Genomic DNA, 19,951 nt, shown 5'->3' with positions numbered 1-19,951 from the left:
CTTATGAACCGTCTTACCACCGTACTCCTCCTCTCCACCCCGCTGCTCCTGGGCAGCTGCAAGAAACTGATCGAGCAAAAACAAGAGCAGGCCGCCATCCAGGTCATCACCAACGGTCGCTGGAAGATCAATGCCTTCAGTACCGGGAGCACCGACCAGGCCGCCGCCTTCAGCAGCTATCTTTTCCAGTTCAATACCAACCAGACCGTGGATGCCTATTACAACGGGACCATGCAGCTCAGTGGCGGCTGGAACTACGACCTTCCGAACCGCACCGTTACGGGTAATTTCCCCACAACCGCGGAACCTCTTTCCCTCATCAACGGCACCTGGACCATCACCAATTCAAGCGAGACGTCGGTAGATGCAGAGCGGCTCGTAAACGGCGAAACCCGCCGGATGCACATGGATAAACTCTAGGATTCGCGAAGCGGCGTTGTTTTTGCACACGCAAGGGAACGGGCCTCTATTTCCACAGCTCCGGGGCCCTACCTAAACACCGACCGAGTGAACCATCGAATCCTCCTACTGCTGCTATTATTGGCCGGAACCCTCAGCGTTCAGGGCCAGCTAACCGCTGATTTCACCTCCGATATCCGGCAGGGATGCTCTCCTATTGTCGTCAATTTCCAGGACCGCTCCAGCGGCGGGCCGACGAGCTGGCACTGGGATTTCGGCAACGGCGCCAGCTCCACCCTGCAGAATCCTTCCGCTACCTACTTCAATACCGGCACCTACTCGGTTACGCTCACCGTCACGACCAACAACGGCGCCGTCACAAACTCCGTAACGAAGACCGCCTATATCACGGTACTGGAAGAGCCGACCGTCAACTTCACGGCCGACCGTACCACGGGCTGCTCGCCGGCCGTCGTGCAGTTCCAGGACCAGTCGACCTCACCGGGCGGCGCGACCATCACCAACTGGGAATGGGACTTCGGTGATGCACAGACCGCTACGGGCCCCAACCCCACCCACGTGTTCCGCGGCGCGGGCTCCTATACCGTTACACTGACCATCACGAACAGCGCGGGCTGCCGCAAGCTGTTCTCGATGCCCAACTTCGTAAACGTCAATCCCGGCGTTACGCCCCGCTTTACCTGGAGCGATCCCGGCGTGTGCCGCGCCCCGGCCACCGTCAACTTTACCAATAACTCAACGGGCCCCGGCACGATCTCGTACAGCTGGAATTTCGGTGACGGCGGAACCACAGGCACCGGGTCTCCCTCGCATACCTTCCAGACCAACGGAACCTACCATGTGCTGCTGCTGGCAACAAGCTCGCTGGGCTGCTCCGACTCGGCCGCTTCCGATATCGTGGTGGGCCGCGTCAACACCGACCTCGAAGTCCCGGCGCATATCTGCCCGCGGCAAACGGTGACCTTTATGAACAGCAGCCTGCCGCGCCCGATCGCATCGCAGTGGACCTTCTCCAACGGTGCCCGCGACACGCTGGCCAATGCGAGCGTATCCTTTGCGACGCCCGGCACCTACAGCGTGCACCTCGTGAACACCTACGCCACCTGCGTGGATTCGGTGGACAAGACCTTTACGGTAAGCACCGTGCCGCAGACCTCCTTTACGGTGTCGGACAGCGGCCGCTGCCAGCCGCCGCTTGCCGTGCAATTCACCAACACGTCGTCGCTGAGCAGCAGCTACCAGTGGCTTTTCGGCGACAACGGGACCGCTTCGGACCAGAACCCGTCGCATACCTACAACAGCATGGGCTCCTTCTCGGTAACGCTTATCGCCACCGATACGAGCGGCTGCAGCGACACGCTCACCCGCAATAACCTGATCAACATCCGCAAGCCGATCATCAGCTATGTGGGACTGCCCGCGGAAGGTTGTATCCCTGATACTGTGGGCATGAAAGCCAATGTGCAAACATTCGGCAGCGTTACTTCCTGGTCCTGGAACTTCGGCGACGGCAGCGCGCCGTCGACACAGGACTCGACCGGCCACATCTACCCCAACGTCGGCACCTACGACATCACCCTCACGATAACCACGAGCGATGGCTGCACCGTGCGCGATACGCTGCGCGAAGGCGTGAAAGTGGGCACGCACCCGGTACCGCTTTTCGTAGGCACACCCACCACCGCCTGCGCCGACCCGGGCGTGACCTTTACCAACCAGAGCACCAATGCCACCGACTACCAATGGGAGTTCGGCGACGGCACCAGCTCCACCGAAGTGAACCCCATTCATGTCTTTGCCGATACAGGCCACTTCAACATCACGCTGACGGCGATCAACAACGGCTGCCGCGAGCGGCTGCTGAAGCCACGCTACATCACTGTGCTTCCATCGGTGTCGAAATTTACCTGGCGCCCCGATTGTGCCGACCAGCTTTCCTACACCTTCATCGACCGCTCCGTGGGCGCAACGGGATGGACCTGGGACTTCGGCGACGGCAGCACCTACTCCGGACAGAACCCGCCCGCACACCAGTTCCCGGCCTTCGGCTCCTACACGATCAAGCTGACGACCACAAACGGTAGTTGCAGCTATACCTTATCGAAGACCCTTGTGGTGACCGACCGGAAGCCCCGCATCAATGGCATCGACAGCGTGGGTTGCAAGCCCTTTACAGCCCGCCTCCGCGTGGAAGCGGCTGACCTCGGCATCTTCCGTAAGTACCAGTGGAACTTCGGCGACGGCTCCCGTATCGACACGACGCAGGGCGACAATGCCGTGCACAACTACCCGAATCCCGGCATCTACAACGTAACGCTCACCGCCATCGACTCCTTTGGCTGCCGTTTTACCCGAACCGATTCCGGCCAGGTACGTGTGAACGGCCCGATTGCCAACTTCGGCGCGCTGAACCCGCGTGGCTGCCGCGGCATGACGGTGACCTTCACCGACTCGTCGCGCACGGATGGCCGCAACGGGATCCGCAGCTGGGTGTGGGATTTCGGCGACTCCCTCCGCACGCCCTTTACGGCACCGCCCTTCACGCACACGTTCGATACCACGGGCGACTTCGACATCCGCCTCATCGTAACCGATTCTTCGGGCTGCTCCGACAGCATCCTGAAGCGCCAGTTCGTGCGCACCTCGCGTATCCATGCCGACTTTACGGCGATCCGTGAATATTGCCCGGGCAGCAACCTTTATTTCACCAACCTGACTCAGGCCGACCTGCCCTTCGCACAGACCTGGCAATTCAGTGATGGCGGTACGTCCAGCGATTACAACGCCATGCACCCCTTTGCCGACACCGGCTACTATGGAGTGACGCTGCTGGTGGAAGATTTCCTCGGCTGCCGCGACAGCCTGCACCGCGACACCTTCATCCACGTCAAGGTTCCGCATGCCTCCTTTACCGCGAACAACCTCGTTACCTATTGCACGCCCTTCCAGGCGATGTTCCAGAATACCTCGGATTTCTATTACATGAGCACCTGGAGCTTCGGCCCGGGGCTCGGCACCTCCAATCAAACGAACCCGTATGCATTCTACACTCGCCCGGGCACCTACCCGGTGAAGCTCGTGATCACGGCCTACGGCGGATGCAAGGATTCCACAACGCAGAACATGGTGGTGCACGACCAGGCCGACGCGCGGCTCGACTACTCACCGCTTAACGGCTGTACGCCGCTCAATGTCGACTTCAGCGCCTTTGCACCCATGAATGCCCGCTTCGTGTGGGACTTCGGCGACGGTAATGTTGTCGACACCAGCATCAACGCGATCCTGCATCGCTATACCGACTTCGGCGACTTCGTTCCGCGGATCATCATGCGCGAGTTGTCGGGGCAATGCACCATCGCGCTTGTCGGAACGCGCACCATCAGCCTGCTGGGAACGCATGCGCGCTTTGAGCTCGACTCGATGCTATTCTGCGACCGCGGTACGCTGCAGGCCAACTCCGACTCCACTACGTCCAACGACCCGATCGTGAACTACCAGTGGACCTTCGGCGACGGCGGTACGGCCTCGGCGCCCAACCCGAGCCATACCTACACCGCACCGGGCCAGTACGACGTAACACTCGTGGTCAACACACAGGCCGGCTGCACCGATACGATGATGAAAGGCCCCGTGAAAGTGGTGGCCACACCGCAGGTAGCGATCGTTGCCGACAGCATCGTGTGCCGCCGCGACCGTGTGCCCTACGCAGGACAGTTCCTGGTGCCGGACACATCGGTAGTGCAATGGCAGTGGGTCTTCCCGAACGGCAACAGCTCCACGCTGCAGAACCCGGGCGTGCAGGTGTATGATACGACCGGTGTGTTCGATGTGATGGCCGTGGTGGTCAACAGCAGTGGCTGCCGCGACACGCTGCACCAGCAGCTCCTCGTTAACGGGCTCCCGCTGGTAACGCTCCCGGCGCAGATCACGAAGTTCGCAGGCGTACCGGCCGTGCTCAGCGGCCAGTATTCGTCGGGCGTGCAGAGTTACTTCTGGAGCCCCGCGCAGGGACTCAGCTGCACCGATTGCCCGGAACCCGTTGCCACCCCGAGCTTCAATACACTGTACACCGTGACGGCCATCGACAGCAACGGCTGCAAGAACAAGGCATCCGTGCAGGTGCTCGTGCTCTGCCAGGGCGCCCGCGTGTTTGTTCCCAATACCTTTTCGCCCAACGGCGACGGGCATAACGACCGCTTCTTCGTGGAAGGCAATGGCCTCTCGCGGCTTAAATCGCTGCGCGTGTTCAACCGCTGGGGCGAGGTGGTGTTCGAGGCGCGCGACTTCCCCGTCAACAATCCGTCCTACGGCTGGGACGGCATGTACAAGGGGCAAAAAGCGGCACCAGATGTGTATGTATACCAGGTTGAGGTCTTCTGCGAAAACAGCGAGGTCCTCAAGTTTGAAGGCAACGTGGCCCTGATCCGATAAGGTGGGCAAATAGCTTAACCTAAACACCGACCGACGATGAACACCTTCCGCAAGCTGTGTGCCCTGAGCACTCTCTGCTTCCTGGGCGGCACGCTGCAGGCACAAGACCTGCACTTCTCCCAGTTTTTCCAGGCCCCGCTGCTGCGCAACCCCGCGCTGGCAGGCATCTTCACCGGCGATATCCGCGTGCAGGCGCTGTACCGCAACCAGTGGAACAGCGTGACCAACGCGTACCGCAGCACCTCGCTGAGCGGCGAGTACAAAATGCCCATCGGCAAGGCCGACGACTTCCTGACCGTGGCCGCCCAGGTGCTCTACGACCAAGCCGGTACCGTGTCGTGGAAAACAACGCATGTACTGCCTGCAGTCAACTACCATAAATCGCTCAGCACCGAGGTAAACCGCTACCTCTCGGTCGGCTTCATGGGCGGCTTTGTGCAAACGCGCATCGACCGCAGCAAGATGCAGACGAGCGACTGGTACAACAACGGCTCCGACGGCGAAAACATCAGCGGCCCGAGGGCAAGCTACCTCGATATGGCCACCGGCATTTCGTTCAACACGCAGTGGCGCGAGAAATCGGACGACAACCTGTTCCTGGCCGTAGCCTACCATCACTTCAACCGGCCAAAGCGCTCGTTTTACCAGGACGCCTCCACCGAGCTCACCCCCAAGCTTGTCTTCTCCGGCGGCATCCGCTTCAGCGTTACCGAGGCAAGCTACCTGAACCTGCAGGGCGACTTTTCAAAACAGGGACAGTACCAGGAAAGCATCCTGGGCGTGCTCTACGGACTCAAGATGGGTCCCGAGCTCGATAACCCGGTGTATACGGTTCACGGCGGTGCCTTCCTTCGCTGGAACGATGCCTTTGTACCGGTGATCAAGCTTGATTACCACCCGTTTTCCTTTTCGTTCAGCTACGACGTCAATATCTCCAAGCTCAAAACCTCGACGCAGGGCCGCGGCGGCTTCGAGCTCGGGGTGACCTATATCGGCACCAACAAGCACCGCGAGGAAATGAAGGGCGTTATCTTCTGCCCGAAATATTAGGCGGCAAGGCGGATGCGTGGCCGGGTTTGACGCCGGGCAACTTTTTCGATCCCCTTCTTGTTACCCCTAAAAACAACTATGCTCCAGATTGGCGACGCCGCCCCCGATTTCACGCTCCCGGATTCCGACCGCAAGATGGTCAGCCTGTCGCAGCTGCGCGGCAAGCCCGTTTTGCTGCTTTTCTTCCCCGCCGCCTTCACGTCGGTTTGCACGGCCGAGCTCTGCTCGGTGCGCGACGAGCTTTCGCGCTACGAAGAATTGGGCGCCCAACCGATTGGAATATCGGTGGATCTGCCCTTTACGCTGGCGCGCTACAAGGAAGACCAGGGACTCAACTTCCCGCTCCTCAGTGACTTTAACAAAGAAGTGTCGAAAGCATACAACGCCTTGTATGAAGAGTTCATCTTAGGTTTAAAGGGCGTGTCCAAGCGGGCTGCCTTTGTGCTGGACGGAGAGGGAAAGATCCGGTATGCCGAGGTGCTCGACAATGCCGGCGAACAGCCTGATTTTGCCGCTATTAAGGCCGCGCTGGCCGGAATCGGGGCCAAAACTTGGTGATCCTTTACCAATTTCCGGCAAAAGTTTTGTTTTTTAACCCAGTGATGGTAACTTGCTCACACTAAAAAAAGGAGAAAAGCGTTGAAGCGACTTGTACTTTTTACTTTACTGACCCTCTCACTTGCAGCCGGAGCCGGCGCGCAGACCCGCGCGTCTTTCAGCGGCGAGCCGACGAGCGTGCTCCGCTTCTACCCGAACCCGGCTACGACGCAGATCACGTTCGACTTCAGCCGTAGCTTCGACCGCGGCTATACCCTCCAGGTCTACAATTTCCTCGGCCGCAAGGTGTTTGACGCCAGCAACGTGGCCCAGCGCACCTCGCTCAACCTCACCGATTACCTCCGCGGCGTATACATTTACCAGCTGTGGGATAAGAACGGCAAGATGATCGAATCCGGAAAATTCCAGGTCTCCAAGTAATCTTGAAAATAATATTGAAAAGCCCCGCGATGCGGGGCTTTTTGTTGTTTGTAGTGTGAAGAGGCGGAGCCTACCGTCATTGCGAGGCGCCCGGAGGGCAACGAAGCTATCGGCGCCGGGTTGAACATCCTGATTGCTCCCCTGCCACACCCGAATCCGATTGCTTCGTCGCTGCGCCCGATCAGGACGCCCCTCCCCGCAATGACGCCCTGGAAGGGGTATCATCCCACTTCCACGATCAAAAACTTCAGGTATTGTGTGTTCTCCATCCCCCACACGATCGGGTGGTCCTGGCTCTGCGTCTGGAAGGTAACCTGGCGAATGGGGCGGCGGGCATCGCGGGCCGCCATTTCGATGATCTGCAAAAAGAGGTCGGGGGGCACCAGGTTGGTGCAGCTGGACGTGACCAGGAAGCCACCCGGCTTGAGCAGCTTCATACCCCGCAGGTTGATCTCCTTGTAGCCGGTGATGGCTTTCTGGATGTTGGCGCGGCTCTTCGTAAAGGCCGGCGGGTCGAGCATCACCACATCCCAGCGCTTGTCTTCCTTGCCCCAGGCCTTCAGCACATCGAAGGCATTGGCCTGCTCGAACTTCACGATCTGCTCCAGCCCGTTGAGCGCGGCATTGCGGTTCGCCTGGTCAACGGCGCCCTGCGAGATGTCGAGACCCAGCACCGACTTGGCGCCGTAGTGCGCGGCATGGATCTCGAAGGTGCCCGTGTAGGTGAAGGCGCCGAGTACGTCCTGCCCTTTTACGATATGCTCGATGGCGCGGCGGTTGTCCTGCTGGTCGAGGAAGTAGCCGGTCTTCTGGCCGTTTTCGATGTCGACGTGAAACTTCAGGCCGTTCTCGTTGATGATGATCCCCGTGTCGAAGGGCGCGCTCAGGAAACCCTTTTGCTGCGGAAGGCCTTCGAGCTCGCGCACCGGCACGTCGTTGCGCTCGAAGATGCCCTTCGGCTGGAAGATCTCCTCGAGGGCTTTCACCAGCGCGGGCTTCCAGCGGTCGATGCCGAGCGCCAGGGTCTGGATCACGAAGTAGTCGTTGAACTTATCGATGATGCACTGCGGCAGGCCGTCGGCCTCGCCAAACACAAGGCGGCAGTTTTCGGTATAGCCGATCGCCTGGCGGTACTTCCAGCACTGCTCGATCTTCTTTTTGAAAAAAGCTTCGTCCACGGTCTCCTTCGCGTTGCGGGTCAGGAGGCGCACCATGATCTGGGAGGCGGCGTTGTAGTAGCCTTTGCCCGCAAACTTGCCGTCGGCATAAAAGACGTCGACCACGGCGCCCGGCTCGGGGCTGCCCTCTACTTTCTCGACTTCATTGGCAAAGATCCAGGGATGGCCGTTGGCGACGCGGGGCGCGATCTTCCGGCGGAGATGAACTTGGGACATAGCCGGCAAAGGTAGGCAAGGATTGGCGCAAGCGCGAGGAGAGAAAGAACGCAGACCATTAAGATTGGTTAAGTCTGAAGTGTTTATCTGCGCGAATCATAAAGATCATAACAAATCCGCGTTCCTTCTCTCCGGCCGGTGGCCGTCAATTTGTCGTAAAATCCCCACTGGCGCAACTCTTGCCCCTTACCTTTGCAGCCAATTTTGTTGCGCTATGATCGATATGAACGAAAACCTGAACGGACAAAATGACCCGCAGGACGCGGACCAAACTGTCAACATCAACGTAGATGACAATACGCCCGGCGACCAGCACCTCAACGAGCCGGTAGCCGAGGAAAGCGAGCTGGAGGCCCTGAAGGCGCAGCTCGACGCCAAGAACGACCAGTACCTGCGCCTCGCGGCCGAGTTCGACAACTTCAAGCGCCGGACGGCCAAGGAGCGCATCGAGCTTATTCAAACGGCCGGCAAGGACGTTATCGTGAGCCTCCTGGACGTGCTCGATGATTCGGAGCGCGCGGAGCAGCAGCTCGGAAAGACGGAAGACATCGCACAGATCAAGGAGGGCATCCGGCTCGTCTTCAACAAGCTCCGCAGCACCCTGCAGTCGCGCGGCCTCAAGGCCATGGACACTAAGGGCCAGGAGTTCAATGCCGACTTCCACGAGGCCATCACCGAGATCCCCGCCGGCGATGACCAGAAGGGCAAGGTGGTCGACGAGGTGATGAAGGGCTACACGCTCAACGACAAGATCATCCGCTTCGCAAAAGTGGTCGTGGGAAAATAGTCGCCGGCATTTGCCAGCTGACCCAAAAAAGAGTAAACCATTCATGTCTACGAAAAGAGATTATTACGAAGTGCTGGGCGTGGCCAAAGGAGCCGCGGCGGACGAGATCAAAAAGGCCTACCGCAAGGTGGCGATGCAATACCACCCCGACCGCAACCCCGGCGATAAAGCCGCCGAGGAGAAATTCAAGGAAGCGGCCGAGGCCTACGAGGTACTCAGCGACCAGGACAAGCGCCAGCAGTACGACCGCTTTGGCCATGCCGGTGTAGCCGGCGCGGGCCGCGGCGGCTACGGCGGCGGCAGCCCGAACATGGAGGACATCTTCAGCCAGTTCGGCGACATCTTCGGCGACGATATTTTCGGCTCCTTCTTCGGGGGCCAGGGCGGTCAGCGTGGCGGTGGCGGCCAGCGCCGTGCCCGCGGCACACGCGGGTCCAACCTCCGCATCAAGCTGAAGCTCACCTACGAGGAAATCGCCAAGGGCGTTACCAAGAATATCAAGGTCAAGAAATACGTTCCGTGCACCGTATGCAGCGGCTCGGGCGCCAAAGACAAAGGCTCCGTGCAAACCTGTGGTACCTGCGGCGGCTCCGGCCAGGTGCGCAAGGTCACCAGTACCTTCCTCGGCCAGATGCAGACCGTCACCACCTGCCCCACCTGTAACGGCGAGGGCTCGGTTGTAACGGCCAAGTGCAGCAACTGCAAAGGCGAAGGCCGCACCTACGGCGAGGAAACCGTCACCATCGATATTCCGGCCGGTGTGCAGGAAGGCATGCAGCTCAACATCAGCGGACGCGGCAACGCGGGCGAGCGCGGCGGTCCTGCCGGCGACCTCGTGATCCTCATCGAGGAAGAGCCGCATAAGGAGCTCGTGCGCGAAGGCCTCAACGTAGCCTACGAGCTGCACCTCTCCTTCCCCGACGCCGTCTTCGGCACCTCGGTGGAAGTGCCGACCATCGACGGCCGCGCCAAGATCAAGATCCCGCCGGGCACGCAAAGCGGGAAGGTATTCCGCCTCAAAGGCAAGGGTTTCCCCGCCGTCAACTCCTACGAGAAGGGCGACCAGCTCGTGCAGGTCAATATCTGGACGCCGCAGCACGTCAGCAGCGACGAGAAGGCGATGCTCGAAAAGCTCCAGGGCTCCGGCAACTTCAAGCCGCAACCCGAGAAAGGCTCCAAGTCGTTCTTCGACAAAATGCGGGAAATGTTCTCGTAAGTAATAGAAGCCTCCTCACGGAGGCTTTTTTGTGTGCTGCAATGGCGGATGCATACCTTCTACCCGTCATTGCGAGCACAGCGAAGCAATCGCTTTCGGGTTGAGTCTGTTTTCCGATGAAACGGCAGCGCCAGCTTGCGAGAGATGGCTTCGGTATCCCTCGCTTCGCGGAGATACCTCGCCATGACGGACATGATTAGGAGGTTGTCTTCTTCCGCTTCCGCGACGCATAGATGGCCTTGGCCTTTTCCACGAGCTGCACGAATTCTTTCTGAAGGGCATCGTTGGGATCGGCGCTGCCCTGCGCAAGCGGGAGGATCTCACTCCAGAGCTTTTCCTTTACATGCCGCGACTCCTTGAGCAGCGAGCCGAAGAGGATCACCGCCGACGCAAAGCGGTAGGGTTTCGCGAGCTGCGCGAAGGGCTGCAGCTGCAGGCCCGGCGTAACGTTATCCGTGCAGGGCAGTACCGCACCCGGCTCCCGGTATTGCAGCGAAAAGCGCATCGAATGATCGGGCGCGACATCGGGCCGCACGGGCTCGATCTCGTAGGCCACCAGCAGCGAGGAGCCTGAGCCCACCTCTCCGCCCTCAAGGGCCGAGCTGCTGTCTTTCATCGCACCCATTTTATTATCAAAGCCGATAAGGCGGTAGCTCTTCACCACCGAAGGATCGAAGCGCACATGAAAGGAGGCATCGTCGCCTACGGAGTACAGCGTGCCGGTGAATTCCTTCACCAGTACTTTCTGCGCCTCGTTGTAGTTGTCGATATAGGCGAAGTTGCCGTTGCCCTTCTGGGCCAGCGCCTGGATCTTGGAGTCTTTGTAATTGCCCATCCCGACGCCGAGACAGGTAAGGTATACGCCCGACTTGCGCTCCTCCGTAATCAGGTCCTCGAGGTCGGTTTCGGAGCGAAGCCCCACGTTGAAGTCGCCGTCGGTGGCGAGGATCACGCGGTTGTTGCCCTTGGCGAGGAAGTGCTCGCGGGCGAGGTCGTAGGCGAGCTTTACGCCCGAAGCGCCCGGTGTGCTGCCGCCCGGCTCGAGGGCATCGATGGCGCGGATGATGTCGGCCTTCCGATCGCCTCCGGTGGGCCGCAGGTACACTTCCACCGATCCGCCATACACCACGATCGATACGGTATCGACGTCGCGGAGATTCTGCACGAGTCCCTTGAAGCCGGCCTTGAGCAGCGGGAGGCGGTTGGGCGCATCCATCGATGCCGACACATCCACCAGGAACACCAGGTTGCTTGGCGGCAGGTGCTGCAGCGGTAGCTTGCGCGAGCGGACCTGTGCCAGCAGGAGCCAGTTCCCTTCATTCCAGGGGCAGGTGGTGAGCACGGGCTCGATGGCGAAATTCTCGCCGCGGGCGGGTTCGCGGTAATCGAAGTTGAAATAGTTGAGCAGCTCCTCGATACGCACCGCTTCGGGCGGCACGAGCGACTTGCTGTTGAGGAGGCGACGCACGTTGCTGTACGAGGCCCGGTCGATATTGAGGGTAAGCCCCGTGCTCGGGTACGAGCTGGCCGCCACGAAGCCGTTTTCCACGGTGCTGGCATAGGTCTCATCGCCATTGAACCATTGCTGCTGCTGCTCGAAGCGGAGGTTGGGCGTGCGCGAGGACAGCTGGTGCACTTGCGTGCGGGGCGCCTTGCGCAGCGTCACCCTGAGATAGCTGGCCGCATCGGCGAGCAGCGCCTTCTTCTCGTAACCGTCGAGGGAAAAAACAAAGGAATCTTTCTGCTCCCGGGAAAGGATACCGAAGGTGCCATCAGGACCGGAATAGGCGAAATAGCCGGTAGCGGCCTGCAGGATGCTTACATTCTGCAGGATCGTGCCTTGCTCGTCGCGCACCTCGCCCTTGAAGTAATTGTTCTGGGCAGTGGCAACGTCATATAGCAGCAGGAGCAATGCTATGAAAAGCGCTTTTCTCAAAAATAGTTCCCGTGGGTACCGGCAGAAGATACGAACAATTACCGGAAAGCTCAGGCGTTTCCGGACAACTGGTAAATTTCCCGCAGGTTGCGGCCGATACCGTCGTAATCGAGGCCGTAGCCGACGACGAACTTGTTGGGAATAGCAAAGCCGACATAGTCGAGCGTCAGGTCGAACTGGGTGGCTTCGGGCTTGTGGAGCAGTGTGGCAATGCGCAGCGAAGCCGGCTGGTTGTGCCGGAATTGCGGGAGGAACTCGGCCAGCGTTTTACCGGTATCTACGATATCCTCGACCACGATCACGTCGCGGCCGATGAGGTCCTGGTCGAGACCGATGGCGGTGATGACGCGACCGGTGCTTTTGGTGCCGCTGTACGAAGCGAGCTTGATGAAGGAGATCTCTGCCTCGACGGTCAGGTTCTTGAAGAGGTCGGCGGCAAACATGAAGGCGCCGTTGAGGATGCCGATGAAGAGGGGGCGCTTGCCGGCGTAATCGCGGTCGATCTGGGCGGCAAGCTCGCGGATGCGGGACTGGATGGTTTCTTCGGAAAGATAGCTATCGAAAGTCTTGTCGTGCAGCTTGATTGGTGTCATTACTATTTTTTGATGCGAACCTCCTGTCCCACCCGAAGGCCGGAGCTGGGCAAGTTATTCCATTGCTGGATATCTTCCACGCGCACGTTGTATTTTTTTGCCAGCGAGAAGAGCGTTTCCTTCGGCTGCACGGTGTGTACGAAGAACGTTCCCGATGCGGCGGGCACGGCTGCGGGAGCTGCGGACGTGGACTTTGCAGGCGTCGTGAACTCGGGGCGGGAGGCCTTGCCCGACAGGGCGATCAGCTCACCGGCCACGAAGGAGCGGTTATAGCCGAGACCGTTGTAATCGAGCAGCGCGCTCACCTGCACGCCTTCCGACTGGGCCACTTCCCAAAGCGTTTCGCCTTCCTGCGCTACGTGCAGGTCCGATGCACCCGCGCGCTTCTTGCGCTGAAGGAACATCAGCAGGTCGCGGTCGGCGACATCCTGCGGCTTCATATCATTGAAGTCGAATAATGTCGTTAGCGCAATGCCCTGCTGCTGGGCAAAGGCCACGAAAGAAGTTCCCTTCGGCACATGGATCACCGGTGTTTCGTTGATGCGGAAGATACCGGCGGGGTAGCGGTCTGCTTTGGCCGGGGCCACCGTCGGCTCGGACGTTACCTGGGCCGCATACTGGGCGTCGCCATTGTTGCTGCGCACGGCCATGTCAGCATCGGGCTTCGGCTTGCGGCCAAGAGCCATCAGCGTATAATCCTGGAGGTTGTAGTCGCGGATCAGCTTGATGAGGATCTGCGGGTATTTCGGGTTGGTGGCGTAGCCGGCACGCTTCAGCCCGTAAGCCCAGCCTTCGAAATCGGTCGGGTCGAGACGGAAGAGCGCGGCATACGGCGAGCGGTTCTTGAGGAAGTCGGAGTGATCGCGGTACGACTGCTCGGGCGCATCGTAGCTGCGGAAGCACTCGCCGCGGGCATCGTCGTCGTGGTACACACGGGCACCGGTCCATTCGGTTTTGCACTTGATCCCGAAGTGGTTGTTGGAGCGTGTTACGAGGTCGCTCTTGCCGGCCGAGGATTCGTGGATGCCCTGCGCGAGCGTAATGGCGGCGGGCACGCCTGTGCGGAGCTCCTCGGCGATGGCTATATCACGGAAGCGCTCGATGTATTGACGAACAGCGAGGGAATTCTGACCAAAGGCCGAAGCGCTGACCAGCAGGACCAGCAGCGATAAGCTCAGCTTTACGGCGCGGGCGCGCAGTTGTGCAAAAGGCAGGCTTCTCTGTTTCATCGGACGATTTGTTTTTTCTCCTGGCGTACCAGGATGGGTTTGACAATGGTTAGGTTCTCCTGATGCGCTCACATCAGCAATCCTTCTTGCGAAGGAGGAAGAGGCCGTCGCGCAAGGGCAACAGTACCCGTTCCACATCGGGACAGTCGCGCACAAAGTCGTTGAAATCCTGAATGGCCCTGGCGTTTTTGCCCCTGATCTCATCGGCCAGCACCTGGCCGTGGAAAAGAACGTTGTCAGCAAAAATAACCCCTCCGGGCCGCAATCGGGGCAGAACGGCGTTAAAATACGCGCTGTACGAAACCTTGTCGGCATCGATAAAAACGAGATCCCAGATTTCGTCCAGCCGGCCGATAATTTCCAATGCTTCGCCGATGTGCAGCTGTATATTTTTTTTCGATTTTTTTTCAAAGAAGGACTGCGCTACGGCCGCATCATCGGCACGAAGCTCCACCGTATGCAGTGTTCCGTCGTCCGAAAGTCCTTCGGCAAGGCACAGCGCGCTGTAGCCGGTGAAGGTGCCGATCTCCAGTATGCGGCGCGGGCGCATCATCTTGCTCAGCATCGCCAAAAAGCGTCCCTGCAAATGACCGCTGAGCATATGGGCCTTCGGGTGATGGGCTTCGGTATAGGCCGCTACTTCCTGCAGCAGCGCGTCTTCGGGGGAGCTGTACCGCTCGGCATAGTCGTGCGCCTTCGCGTAATCGATATCGTCTTTCATATACGTGCGTGTTCGCCTTCCGCCCGCAGCTCGGGCTGCACATTGGCCGGCTTCGAAATCAGCAGCAGCCCGATGAATACCAGCAGCCCGTTGAGGATGAGCAGCTCCGACCCGATCTGGAAAGCGCCAAGCAATTCTGCCTGGAACTTATCGACCACGAAGCAGAGCAGCGGCGCCACGATGCAGACCACGGGCACCAGGTCGTCGCGCACAGCGCGCTTCGTAACAAGGCCGAAGGTGAAAAGACCGAGCAGCGGTCCGTACGTGTAGGCCGCCACCTTGAGGATCACCCCGATCATCGAGCCCGAATTGATCCATTTGAAGACCATTACGAAAAGCAGGAACACCGCAGCGAACGTAAGATGCACCATCTGGCGTACGCGCTTCTGCTGTGCTTCGTCCCAGTCCTTGCGGCGGCGAAGACCCAGGATGTCGATGCAGAACGACGAGGTAAGCGCCGTGATGGCACCGTCGGCACTCGGAAAGAGCGCGGAGATGAGGGCGATGATAAAGATGATGGAGATAAAGGGCGGCATGTGGTTGAGCGCTACTGCCGGGAAGAGCTTATCGCCCGTGGCAGCAACACCCTGGCTGGCGGCAAAGAGGTGCAGCAGTCCGCCCAGGAACAGGAACAGCAGCAGCACTACCGTAAGCACCAGCGAAAAAGTGATCATGTTCTTCTGCGAGTCGCGGAGGGTGCGCACGGAAATGTTCTTCTGCATCATCTCCTGGTCCATGCCGGTCATGGTAATGGTGATGAAGGCGCCGGCGAGGATCTGCTTCACAAAAAAGAGCTTGCTGTTGGGATCGCCCCAGAACATTTTGGTGAGCCCTGCTCCTTTCATGGCCGTGATGCCGGAGCCCAGGCTGAGGCCGAGCGTGTTCAGGATGTAGAACGTGCAGATGACGAGACCCGCCAGCATGCAGGTTGTTTGCAGCGTGTCGGTCCACACGATCGTTTTGACGCCGCCTTCAAACGTATACAGCAGGATCATTAGCAGGATCACGAGCGTGGTGAGCCAGAACGGAACCTGGAAGGCATCGCCGAAGGCATTCTGCAACAGGTCCTGCAGGATGTTGACCACGAGGTAGAGACGCGCCGTAGCGCCGAGCGTACGGGAGAGGATAAAGAAGGAAGCGCCGGTTTTGTAGGAGGTGATGCCGAGGCGTTGCTTCAGGTAGTTGTAGATGGACGTGACGTTGAGCCGGTAGTAAAGCGGCAGCAGCACGTACGCGATCGTGAGGTAGCCGATGATATAGCCGATGGCGATCTGGAAATACGCGAAGCCTTCCTTGCCTACGGCGCCGGGAACGCTCACGAAGGTGACGCCCGACAGCGAGGTGCCGATCATGCCGAAGGCCACCAGCATCCAGTTGGAGTTGCGGTTGCCGATAAAGAACGATTCGTTGTTCGACTTACGTCCCGTGATCCAGGCCACCACGAGCAGCAACACGAAATACCCGATCACGAGCGAGAAGAGCAAGCTGGCCGACATGATTATCTTTTTGTGTTCGCGTGCAAGATTACAACCCGATTTTTTGAAGTTAGCGAAATTTGCCTTCCTTTTGCCAAAAGCACCCCTCATGAAGATCAACGCCCTTGCTATATTCTGTGGCTCCAAATACGGCAACAACCCGGCCTTCCGCTCCGACGCCGAAGCCCTCGGCCGGCTGCTTGCCGACCGCGGCGTGACGCTCATTTACGGAGGCGGCCGCAACGGCCTCATGGGTGCTTCCGCCGACTCGGTGATGGGCGCCGGCGGCACCGTGCGTGGCGTCATCCCGCAGGTGCTCACGCAGTGGGAACACCAGCACACCGACATCTCCGAGCTCGTGGTGGTGGAAGACATGCACGTGCGCAAACGCACGCTTTACGAAATGTGCGACGCGGCCATCATTCTCCCCGGCGGCTTCGGTACGCTCGACGAGCTTTTTGAGATCCTCACCTGGAACCAGCTCGCCATCCACGACAAGCGCGTGTTTCTCCTGAACACATCCGGCTTCTACGACCACCTCATCGTGCACCTCCAGAAAATGCAGGAAGAAGGATTCCTGTACACCAAGGTGGAAGAGCAGGTGATCGTTCTGAATAAACCGGAGGAAATAGAAAGGTATCTCTGATGTAGGATGTAGGATGTAGGATGTAGGATCTCGGATTTCAGATTTCAGATTTCGGATTTGAGGCTGGTATATAGGACAGCTAACAAAAAACGGATCGCCCTGCGATCCGTTTTTTCATTACATCAGACATCCGAGTTCCTACATCAGACATCAGTCTCTATGCAGCGGTCCGCCTCTGTCGAAGCTGGCGTTGCGCTTGCCGCGGAACAGCGGGATATTGATACCGGCACGCACCTGCGCCTGCATGTGGCCGTAGTTGTCGACATAGGGCGAGTTGGGATCCTTCAGCACGTCGAAGAGCACGGCGAGGTAGCCGTAAGGGCCACCCGAGCCGCGGCCCGACGTGTAGCCCGCGCCGAGGAGCAGGCTCGTAGCCTGGCGATCGTCCTTTTGCACCGTGCCGCCATTCGGCGGGTAGTATTTGAAATTGATAAAGTTGTGCTCCAGCTGCCCCTGGGCGAAGAGGAAGTTGACAGGAAAGAGGCGCGTGAAAATACCGCCGCCGTATACACTCTGACGGGCCTTGTCATCCACGGCGCGCCCGTAAACATCAGTGGCCAGGTAGCGCTGCTGCGTGTAGGTATAATTGATGGCGATGCCGGCGTCGAGCCACTTGGCCACCTCGTAACCGAGGACGGGGTTGATGCCGCCAAGGAAGTAGCCGGAGCCAAAGCCCAGCGAAACGGTGCCGCCGGTAAAGAGGCGGTCTTTCTGAAATCCATGACGGGCAGAATCGGATTGGGCAAAGGTGCTGCCGATAAGGGCGAGACACAGCAAGGTCAGGAGGGTTTTCTTCATATTATTCGGTCTCAAAGATTTTTCCGGCGTTGAGGATGCCGTTGGGGTCAAATAATTTTTTGATGCCGCGCATCAGCGACAGCTGCACGTCGTCGAACACGATGGGCATGTATTCTTTCTGCACCAGGCCGATGCCATGCTCGCCGGAGATCGTCCCGCCCAGTTCTTTCACCAGGGTGAAAATTTCGCGGATGCCATCCTTGAGCGAGCCGTTCCAGGCCTCGTCGCTCAGGTCGCCCTTGATGATGTTGACGTGCAGGTTGCCGTCGCCGGCATGCCCGTAGCAAACGGAATGAAAGCCGTATTTATTGCCGATGGCCTTGACACCCGCCAGCAGGCGCGGGAGCTCGGCGCGCGGAACCACGGTATCTTCTTCCTTGTAGATGGAGTTGGACTTCACGGCCTCTCCCACACGGCGGCGAAGCTTCCAGAGTTCCGCCTTCTGCTGCGCGTCGTCGGCAAAGAGGATGTCGCCGCAATCGTAGTCCTGCACGAGTGCCGCAATGCCTTCCATGTCTTTCATCAGGAGGTCGCTATCGTTGCCGTCCACTTCAATCAGCAGGTGCGCCACGATATCGTCTTCGATGGGCACGATGCTGTTGTCGACAAAGCGCATCACCCATTCAAGGGCGTCGCGCTCCATGAACTCCATGGCACTCGGCGTGTAGCCGGCGCGGAAGATGGCGCTGACGGCGGCACAGGCCTTTTCGGCCGAGCGGAACGGCACCAGCATCAGCAGGTCCTGCTGCGGGTGCGGGATAAGGCGCAATACGATTTTCGTCACGATACCCAGCGTTCCCTCGGAGCCAACAAGGAGCTGCGTGAGGTTATAGCCGGTTGCATTCTTCAGCACGTTGGCGCCCGTCCAGATGACTTCGCCGGAGGCCAGCACCACTTCTAGGTTGAGCACGTAGTCTTTCACCACGCCATACTTCACGGCCTTCGGGCCACCGGAATTCTCGGCGATGTTGCCGCCGATCATGCAGGAGCCGCGGCTGCTCGGGTCGGGCGGATAAAAAAGGCCTTTCTCCCGAACGGCATTCTGCAGCACTTCGGTGATAACCCCGGGCTCGGTGGTTACCTGCAGGTTGCGCTCGTCGATGTCGAGGATGCTGTTCATCCGCTCCAGCGACAGCAGCACGCCACCCAGCTGCGGGAGTGCGCCGCCACTAAGGCCGGTGCCCGCGCCGCGCGGCGTTACGGGGATCCGCTGCTCGTTGCAGCTGCGGAGAATGGCGCTGACCTCCGCGGTCGTGCGGGGCTTCAGCACCACATCGGGCAGGAAGTGCAGGTCCTCGGTTTCATCGGAGGCATAGGCGTCGAGCACCTCGGGGTCTACAAACACATGGTCCTCCCCTACGATGCCGCGGAACACATCGAGCAGCTGGAGAACAGGAGCAGTCACATTCAACATACACGGCTTGCTGGTGGGCGGTAAAGTTCGGTAGAATTAGGGTTCGATGTCTTGAGATCCTTGTTCGCGTCAACCCGCACGTTACCCGGCAGGGCACGCGCGATGGAATGGCCTGCAAATACACTTCTACCGGATCAGGGTAATATCACCTTTTTTGCTGGCCTTCTTCCCGTCGATGAAGGTCACCTCCAGGGTATAGGCATACACGTCCATGGGCTGCAGCTTGCCCCCGTAGGTGCCGTCCCAGCCAATGCGGCGGTCATTGGTCTCGAACACCTTCTGGCCCCAGCGGTTCCAGATGGTAAAGTGCAGCGTGGCCACGCCAAAGCCGCGGGCATACACCACCGCGTTGGTGCCCCCACTCAGCGGCAAAAAGGCGTTGGGCACGTCGATGGCCGGCTCCACCAGCGTCCGCACCCAGTGGCGCGCCGTATCGGGGCAGCCCGCCGGGTTGTAGGCCACCAGCAGCACCTCGAAAGAATCGGCCGTATTGTACTCGTGTCGTACCGGCAAGCGGTCGCGCGTCAGCAGCGAGTCGCCGTCGCCGAAGAGCCACTTGAACTGGATGGCATCGCTGGACGATGTGTTCTCGAAGCTCAGCGCCGTATTGGGCACCGGCGGCTGCGGCGCCACCGTGCCGATACCGGCCGTGGGCTTGTCGTACAGGGTAATGCGTACGCTGGTGGTATCGGTGATGTTGCAGGTGCCCGAGTCCACCACCGACAGGGTAATGGTATAGGTACCGGGGGCGGCGTAGAAGTGCGGCGGCGGCGTGGAGGCCGTGGAGGTCGTGTTGTCGCCGAAGTTCCAGAGGAAGGTCTGCCCGCCCTGGGAGGCATTGGTCAGCGCGATGTAGGAAGGCG

Annotated in this window: 17 protein-coding genes; 8 read left to right on the top strand and 9 right to left on the bottom strand. The window is 59.6% G+C overall.

The window, feature by feature from the left end; translation table 11 throughout:
* The first annotated feature begins 3 nt into the window (after window positions 1–3).
* The 5 genes from ACYU7Z_RS17045 to ACYU7Z_RS17025 all read left to right on the top strand — a co-directional run bounded on the left by ACYU7Z_RS17045 (window position 4) and on the right by ACYU7Z_RS17025 (window position 6,879).
* Window positions 4–420 (top strand): hypothetical protein, encoded by a 417-nt coding sequence (locus tag ACYU7Z_RS17045; protein ID WP_460572676.1) that lies wholly within the window; start codon window positions 4–6, stop codon window positions 418–420.
* A gap of 87 nt (window positions 421–507) precedes the next feature.
* A complete protein-coding gene (locus ACYU7Z_RS17040) occupies window positions 508–4,851 on the top strand; it encodes a PKD domain-containing protein (RefSeq protein WP_460572674.1) in 4,344 nt (1,447 codons plus the stop codon).
* Window positions 4,852–4,887: 36 nt separating this feature from the next.
* Window positions 4,888–5,901 carry a PorP/SprF family type IX secretion system membrane protein gene (locus ACYU7Z_RS17035; protein WP_460572672.1) on the top strand — a complete coding sequence of 338 codons (1,014 nt, stop codon included), beginning with the start codon at window positions 4,888–4,890 and terminating at the stop codon, window positions 5,899–5,901.
* Window positions 5,902–5,979: 78 nt separating this feature from the next.
* Window positions 5,980–6,459, top strand: coding sequence for a peroxiredoxin (locus ACYU7Z_RS17030; protein ID WP_460572670.1), 480 nt, complete (start codon window positions 5,980–5,982; stop codon window positions 6,457–6,459).
* An 81-nt stretch (window positions 6,460–6,540) separates the two neighbouring features.
* A complete protein-coding gene (locus ACYU7Z_RS17025) occupies window positions 6,541–6,879 on the top strand; it encodes a T9SS type A sorting domain-containing protein (RefSeq protein ID WP_460572668.1) in 339 nt (112 codons plus the stop codon).
* Between the two features lie 221 nt (window positions 6,880–7,100).
* On the opposite strand, the gene ACYU7Z_RS17020 is transcribed toward ACYU7Z_RS17025, so the two are convergent.
* Window positions 7,101–8,273: a class I SAM-dependent rRNA methyltransferase gene (locus ACYU7Z_RS17020; protein ID WP_460572666.1), complete on the bottom strand. Its 1,173-nt coding sequence runs from the start codon at window positions 8,271–8,273 to the stop codon at window positions 7,101–7,103.
* 214 nt (window positions 8,274–8,487) lie between these two features.
* Here ACYU7Z_RS17020 and ACYU7Z_RS17015 point away from each other — a divergent pair, with 214 nt between their 5' ends.
* Together ACYU7Z_RS17015 and dnaJ are read left to right on the top strand one after the other, a co-directional pair.
* On the top strand, window positions 8,488–9,060 hold the full coding sequence (locus ACYU7Z_RS17015; protein WP_460572664.1) for a nucleotide exchange factor GrpE: 573 nt from the start codon (window positions 8,488–8,490) through the stop codon (window positions 9,058–9,060).
* Window positions 9,061–9,103: 43 nt separating this feature from the next.
* Entirely contained in the window at window positions 9,104–10,276 is a 1,173-nt protein-coding gene (dnaJ, locus tag ACYU7Z_RS17010) for a molecular chaperone DnaJ (protein WP_460572662.1), read from the top strand.
* 196 nt (window positions 10,277–10,472) lie between these two features.
* Here the strand turns inward: dnaJ and ACYU7Z_RS17005 are convergent, their stop codons facing one another.
* The 5 genes from ACYU7Z_RS17005 to ACYU7Z_RS16985 all read right to left on the bottom strand — a co-directional run bounded on the left by ACYU7Z_RS17005 (window position 10,473) and on the right by ACYU7Z_RS16985 (window position 16,251).
* Window positions 10,473–12,212, bottom strand: a complete 1,740-nt coding sequence (locus ACYU7Z_RS17005) for a vWA domain-containing protein (RefSeq protein ID WP_460572660.1) — start codon at window positions 12,210–12,212, stop codon at window positions 10,473–10,475.
* A gap of 50 nt (window positions 12,213–12,262) precedes the next feature.
* Window positions 12,263–12,805, bottom strand: a complete 543-nt coding sequence (hpt, locus tag ACYU7Z_RS17000) for a phosphoribosyltransferase (RefSeq protein WP_460572658.1) — start codon at window positions 12,803–12,805, stop codon at window positions 12,263–12,265.
* 2 nt (window positions 12,806–12,807) lie between these two features.
* Complete coding sequence (locus ACYU7Z_RS16995; RefSeq protein WP_460572656.1) at window positions 12,808–14,034, bottom strand: glucosaminidase domain-containing protein; 1,227 nt, start codon at window positions 14,032–14,034, stop codon at window positions 12,808–12,810.
* A 73-nt stretch (window positions 14,035–14,107) separates the two neighbouring features.
* Entirely contained in the window at window positions 14,108–14,755 is a 648-nt protein-coding gene (locus tag ACYU7Z_RS16990; protein ID WP_460572654.1) for an O-methyltransferase, read from the bottom strand.
* The gene (locus ACYU7Z_RS16985; RefSeq protein WP_460572652.1) at window positions 14,752–16,251 is read right to left on the bottom strand and encodes a sodium:solute symporter; all 1,500 of its coding nucleotides are present in this window, start codon (window positions 16,249–16,251) and stop codon (window positions 14,752–14,754) included. Before ACYU7Z_RS16985 ends, ACYU7Z_RS16990 begins: the two co-directional genes overlap by 4 nt.
* Window positions 16,252–16,339: 88 nt before the next feature.
* Between ACYU7Z_RS16985 and ACYU7Z_RS16980 the strand changes: the two genes are divergently transcribed.
* The gene (locus ACYU7Z_RS16980; protein WP_460572650.1) at window positions 16,340–16,876 is read left to right on the top strand and encodes an LOG family protein; all 537 of its coding nucleotides are present in this window, start codon (window positions 16,340–16,342) and stop codon (window positions 16,874–16,876) included.
* 150 nt (window positions 16,877–17,026) lie between these two features.
* Here the strand turns inward: ACYU7Z_RS16980 and ACYU7Z_RS16975 are convergent, their stop codons facing one another.
* The 3 genes from ACYU7Z_RS16975 to ACYU7Z_RS16965 form a co-directional block, all read right to left on the bottom strand.
* Window positions 17,027–17,674, bottom strand: a complete 648-nt coding sequence (locus ACYU7Z_RS16975) for a hypothetical protein (RefSeq protein WP_460572648.1) — start codon at window positions 17,672–17,674, stop codon at window positions 17,027–17,029.
* 1 nt (window position 17,675) lies between these two features.
* Window positions 17,676–19,088 (bottom strand): FAD-binding oxidoreductase, encoded by a 1,413-nt coding sequence (locus ACYU7Z_RS16970; protein WP_460572646.1) that lies wholly within the window; start codon window positions 19,086–19,088, stop codon window positions 17,676–17,678.
* 126 nt (window positions 19,089–19,214) lie between these two features.
* Window positions 19,215–19,951: PKD domain-containing protein (locus tag ACYU7Z_RS16965; RefSeq protein ID WP_460572644.1), on the bottom strand; the 737-nt coding region annotated here is incomplete at its 5' end.

The organism is Flaviaestuariibacter terrae (assembly GCF_054777635.1).
Note: the sequence above shows the minus strand (reverse complement) of the source record. Positions and strands in the feature narration are given on the sequence as shown.

Bases quoted from the DNA above. Each gene is read 5' to 3' on its own strand.
- ACYU7Z_RS17045 (WP_460572676.1), top strand. From the start codon at position 4: ATGAACCGTCTTACCACCGTACTCCTCCTCTCCACCCCGCTGCTCCTG.
- ACYU7Z_RS17020 (WP_460572666.1), bottom strand. From the start codon at position 8,273: ATGTCCCAAGTTCATCTCCGCCGGAAGATCGCGCCCCGCGTCGCCAAC.
- ACYU7Z_RS17015 (WP_460572664.1), top strand. From the start codon at position 8,488: ATGATCGATATGAACGAAAACCTGAACGGACAAAATGACCCGCAGGAC.
- ACYU7Z_RS16990 (WP_460572654.1), bottom strand. From the start codon at position 14,755: ATGAAAGACGATATCGATTACGCGAAGGCGCACGACTATGCCGAGCGG.
- ACYU7Z_RS16975 (WP_460572648.1), bottom strand. From the start codon at position 17,674: ATGAAGAAAACCCTCCTGACCTTGCTGTGTCTCGCCCTTATCGGCAGC.
- ACYU7Z_RS16985 (WP_460572652.1), bottom strand. From the start codon at position 16,251: ATGTCGGCCAGCTTGCTCTTCTCGCTCGTGATCGGGTATTTCGTGTTG.
- ACYU7Z_RS16995 (WP_460572656.1), bottom strand. From the start codon at position 14,034: ATGAAACAGAGAAGCCTGCCTTTTGCACAACTGCGCGCCCGCGCCGTA.
- ACYU7Z_RS17030 (WP_460572670.1), top strand. From the start codon at position 5,980: ATGCTCCAGATTGGCGACGCCGCCCCCGATTTCACGCTCCCGGATTCC.
- hpt (WP_460572658.1), bottom strand. From the start codon at position 12,805: ATGACACCAATCAAGCTGCACGACAAGACTTTCGATAGCTATCTTTCC.
- ACYU7Z_RS17035 (WP_460572672.1), top strand. From the start codon at position 4,888: ATGAACACCTTCCGCAAGCTGTGTGCCCTGAGCACTCTCTGCTTCCTG.
- ACYU7Z_RS16980 (WP_460572650.1), top strand. From the start codon at position 16,340: ATGAAGATCAACGCCCTTGCTATATTCTGTGGCTCCAAATACGGCAAC.
- dnaJ (WP_460572662.1), top strand. From the start codon at position 9,104: ATGTCTACGAAAAGAGATTATTACGAAGTGCTGGGCGTGGCCAAAGGA.
- ACYU7Z_RS16970 (WP_460572646.1), bottom strand. From the start codon at position 19,088: ATGTTGAATGTGACTGCTCCTGTTCTCCAGCTGCTCGATGTGTTCCGC.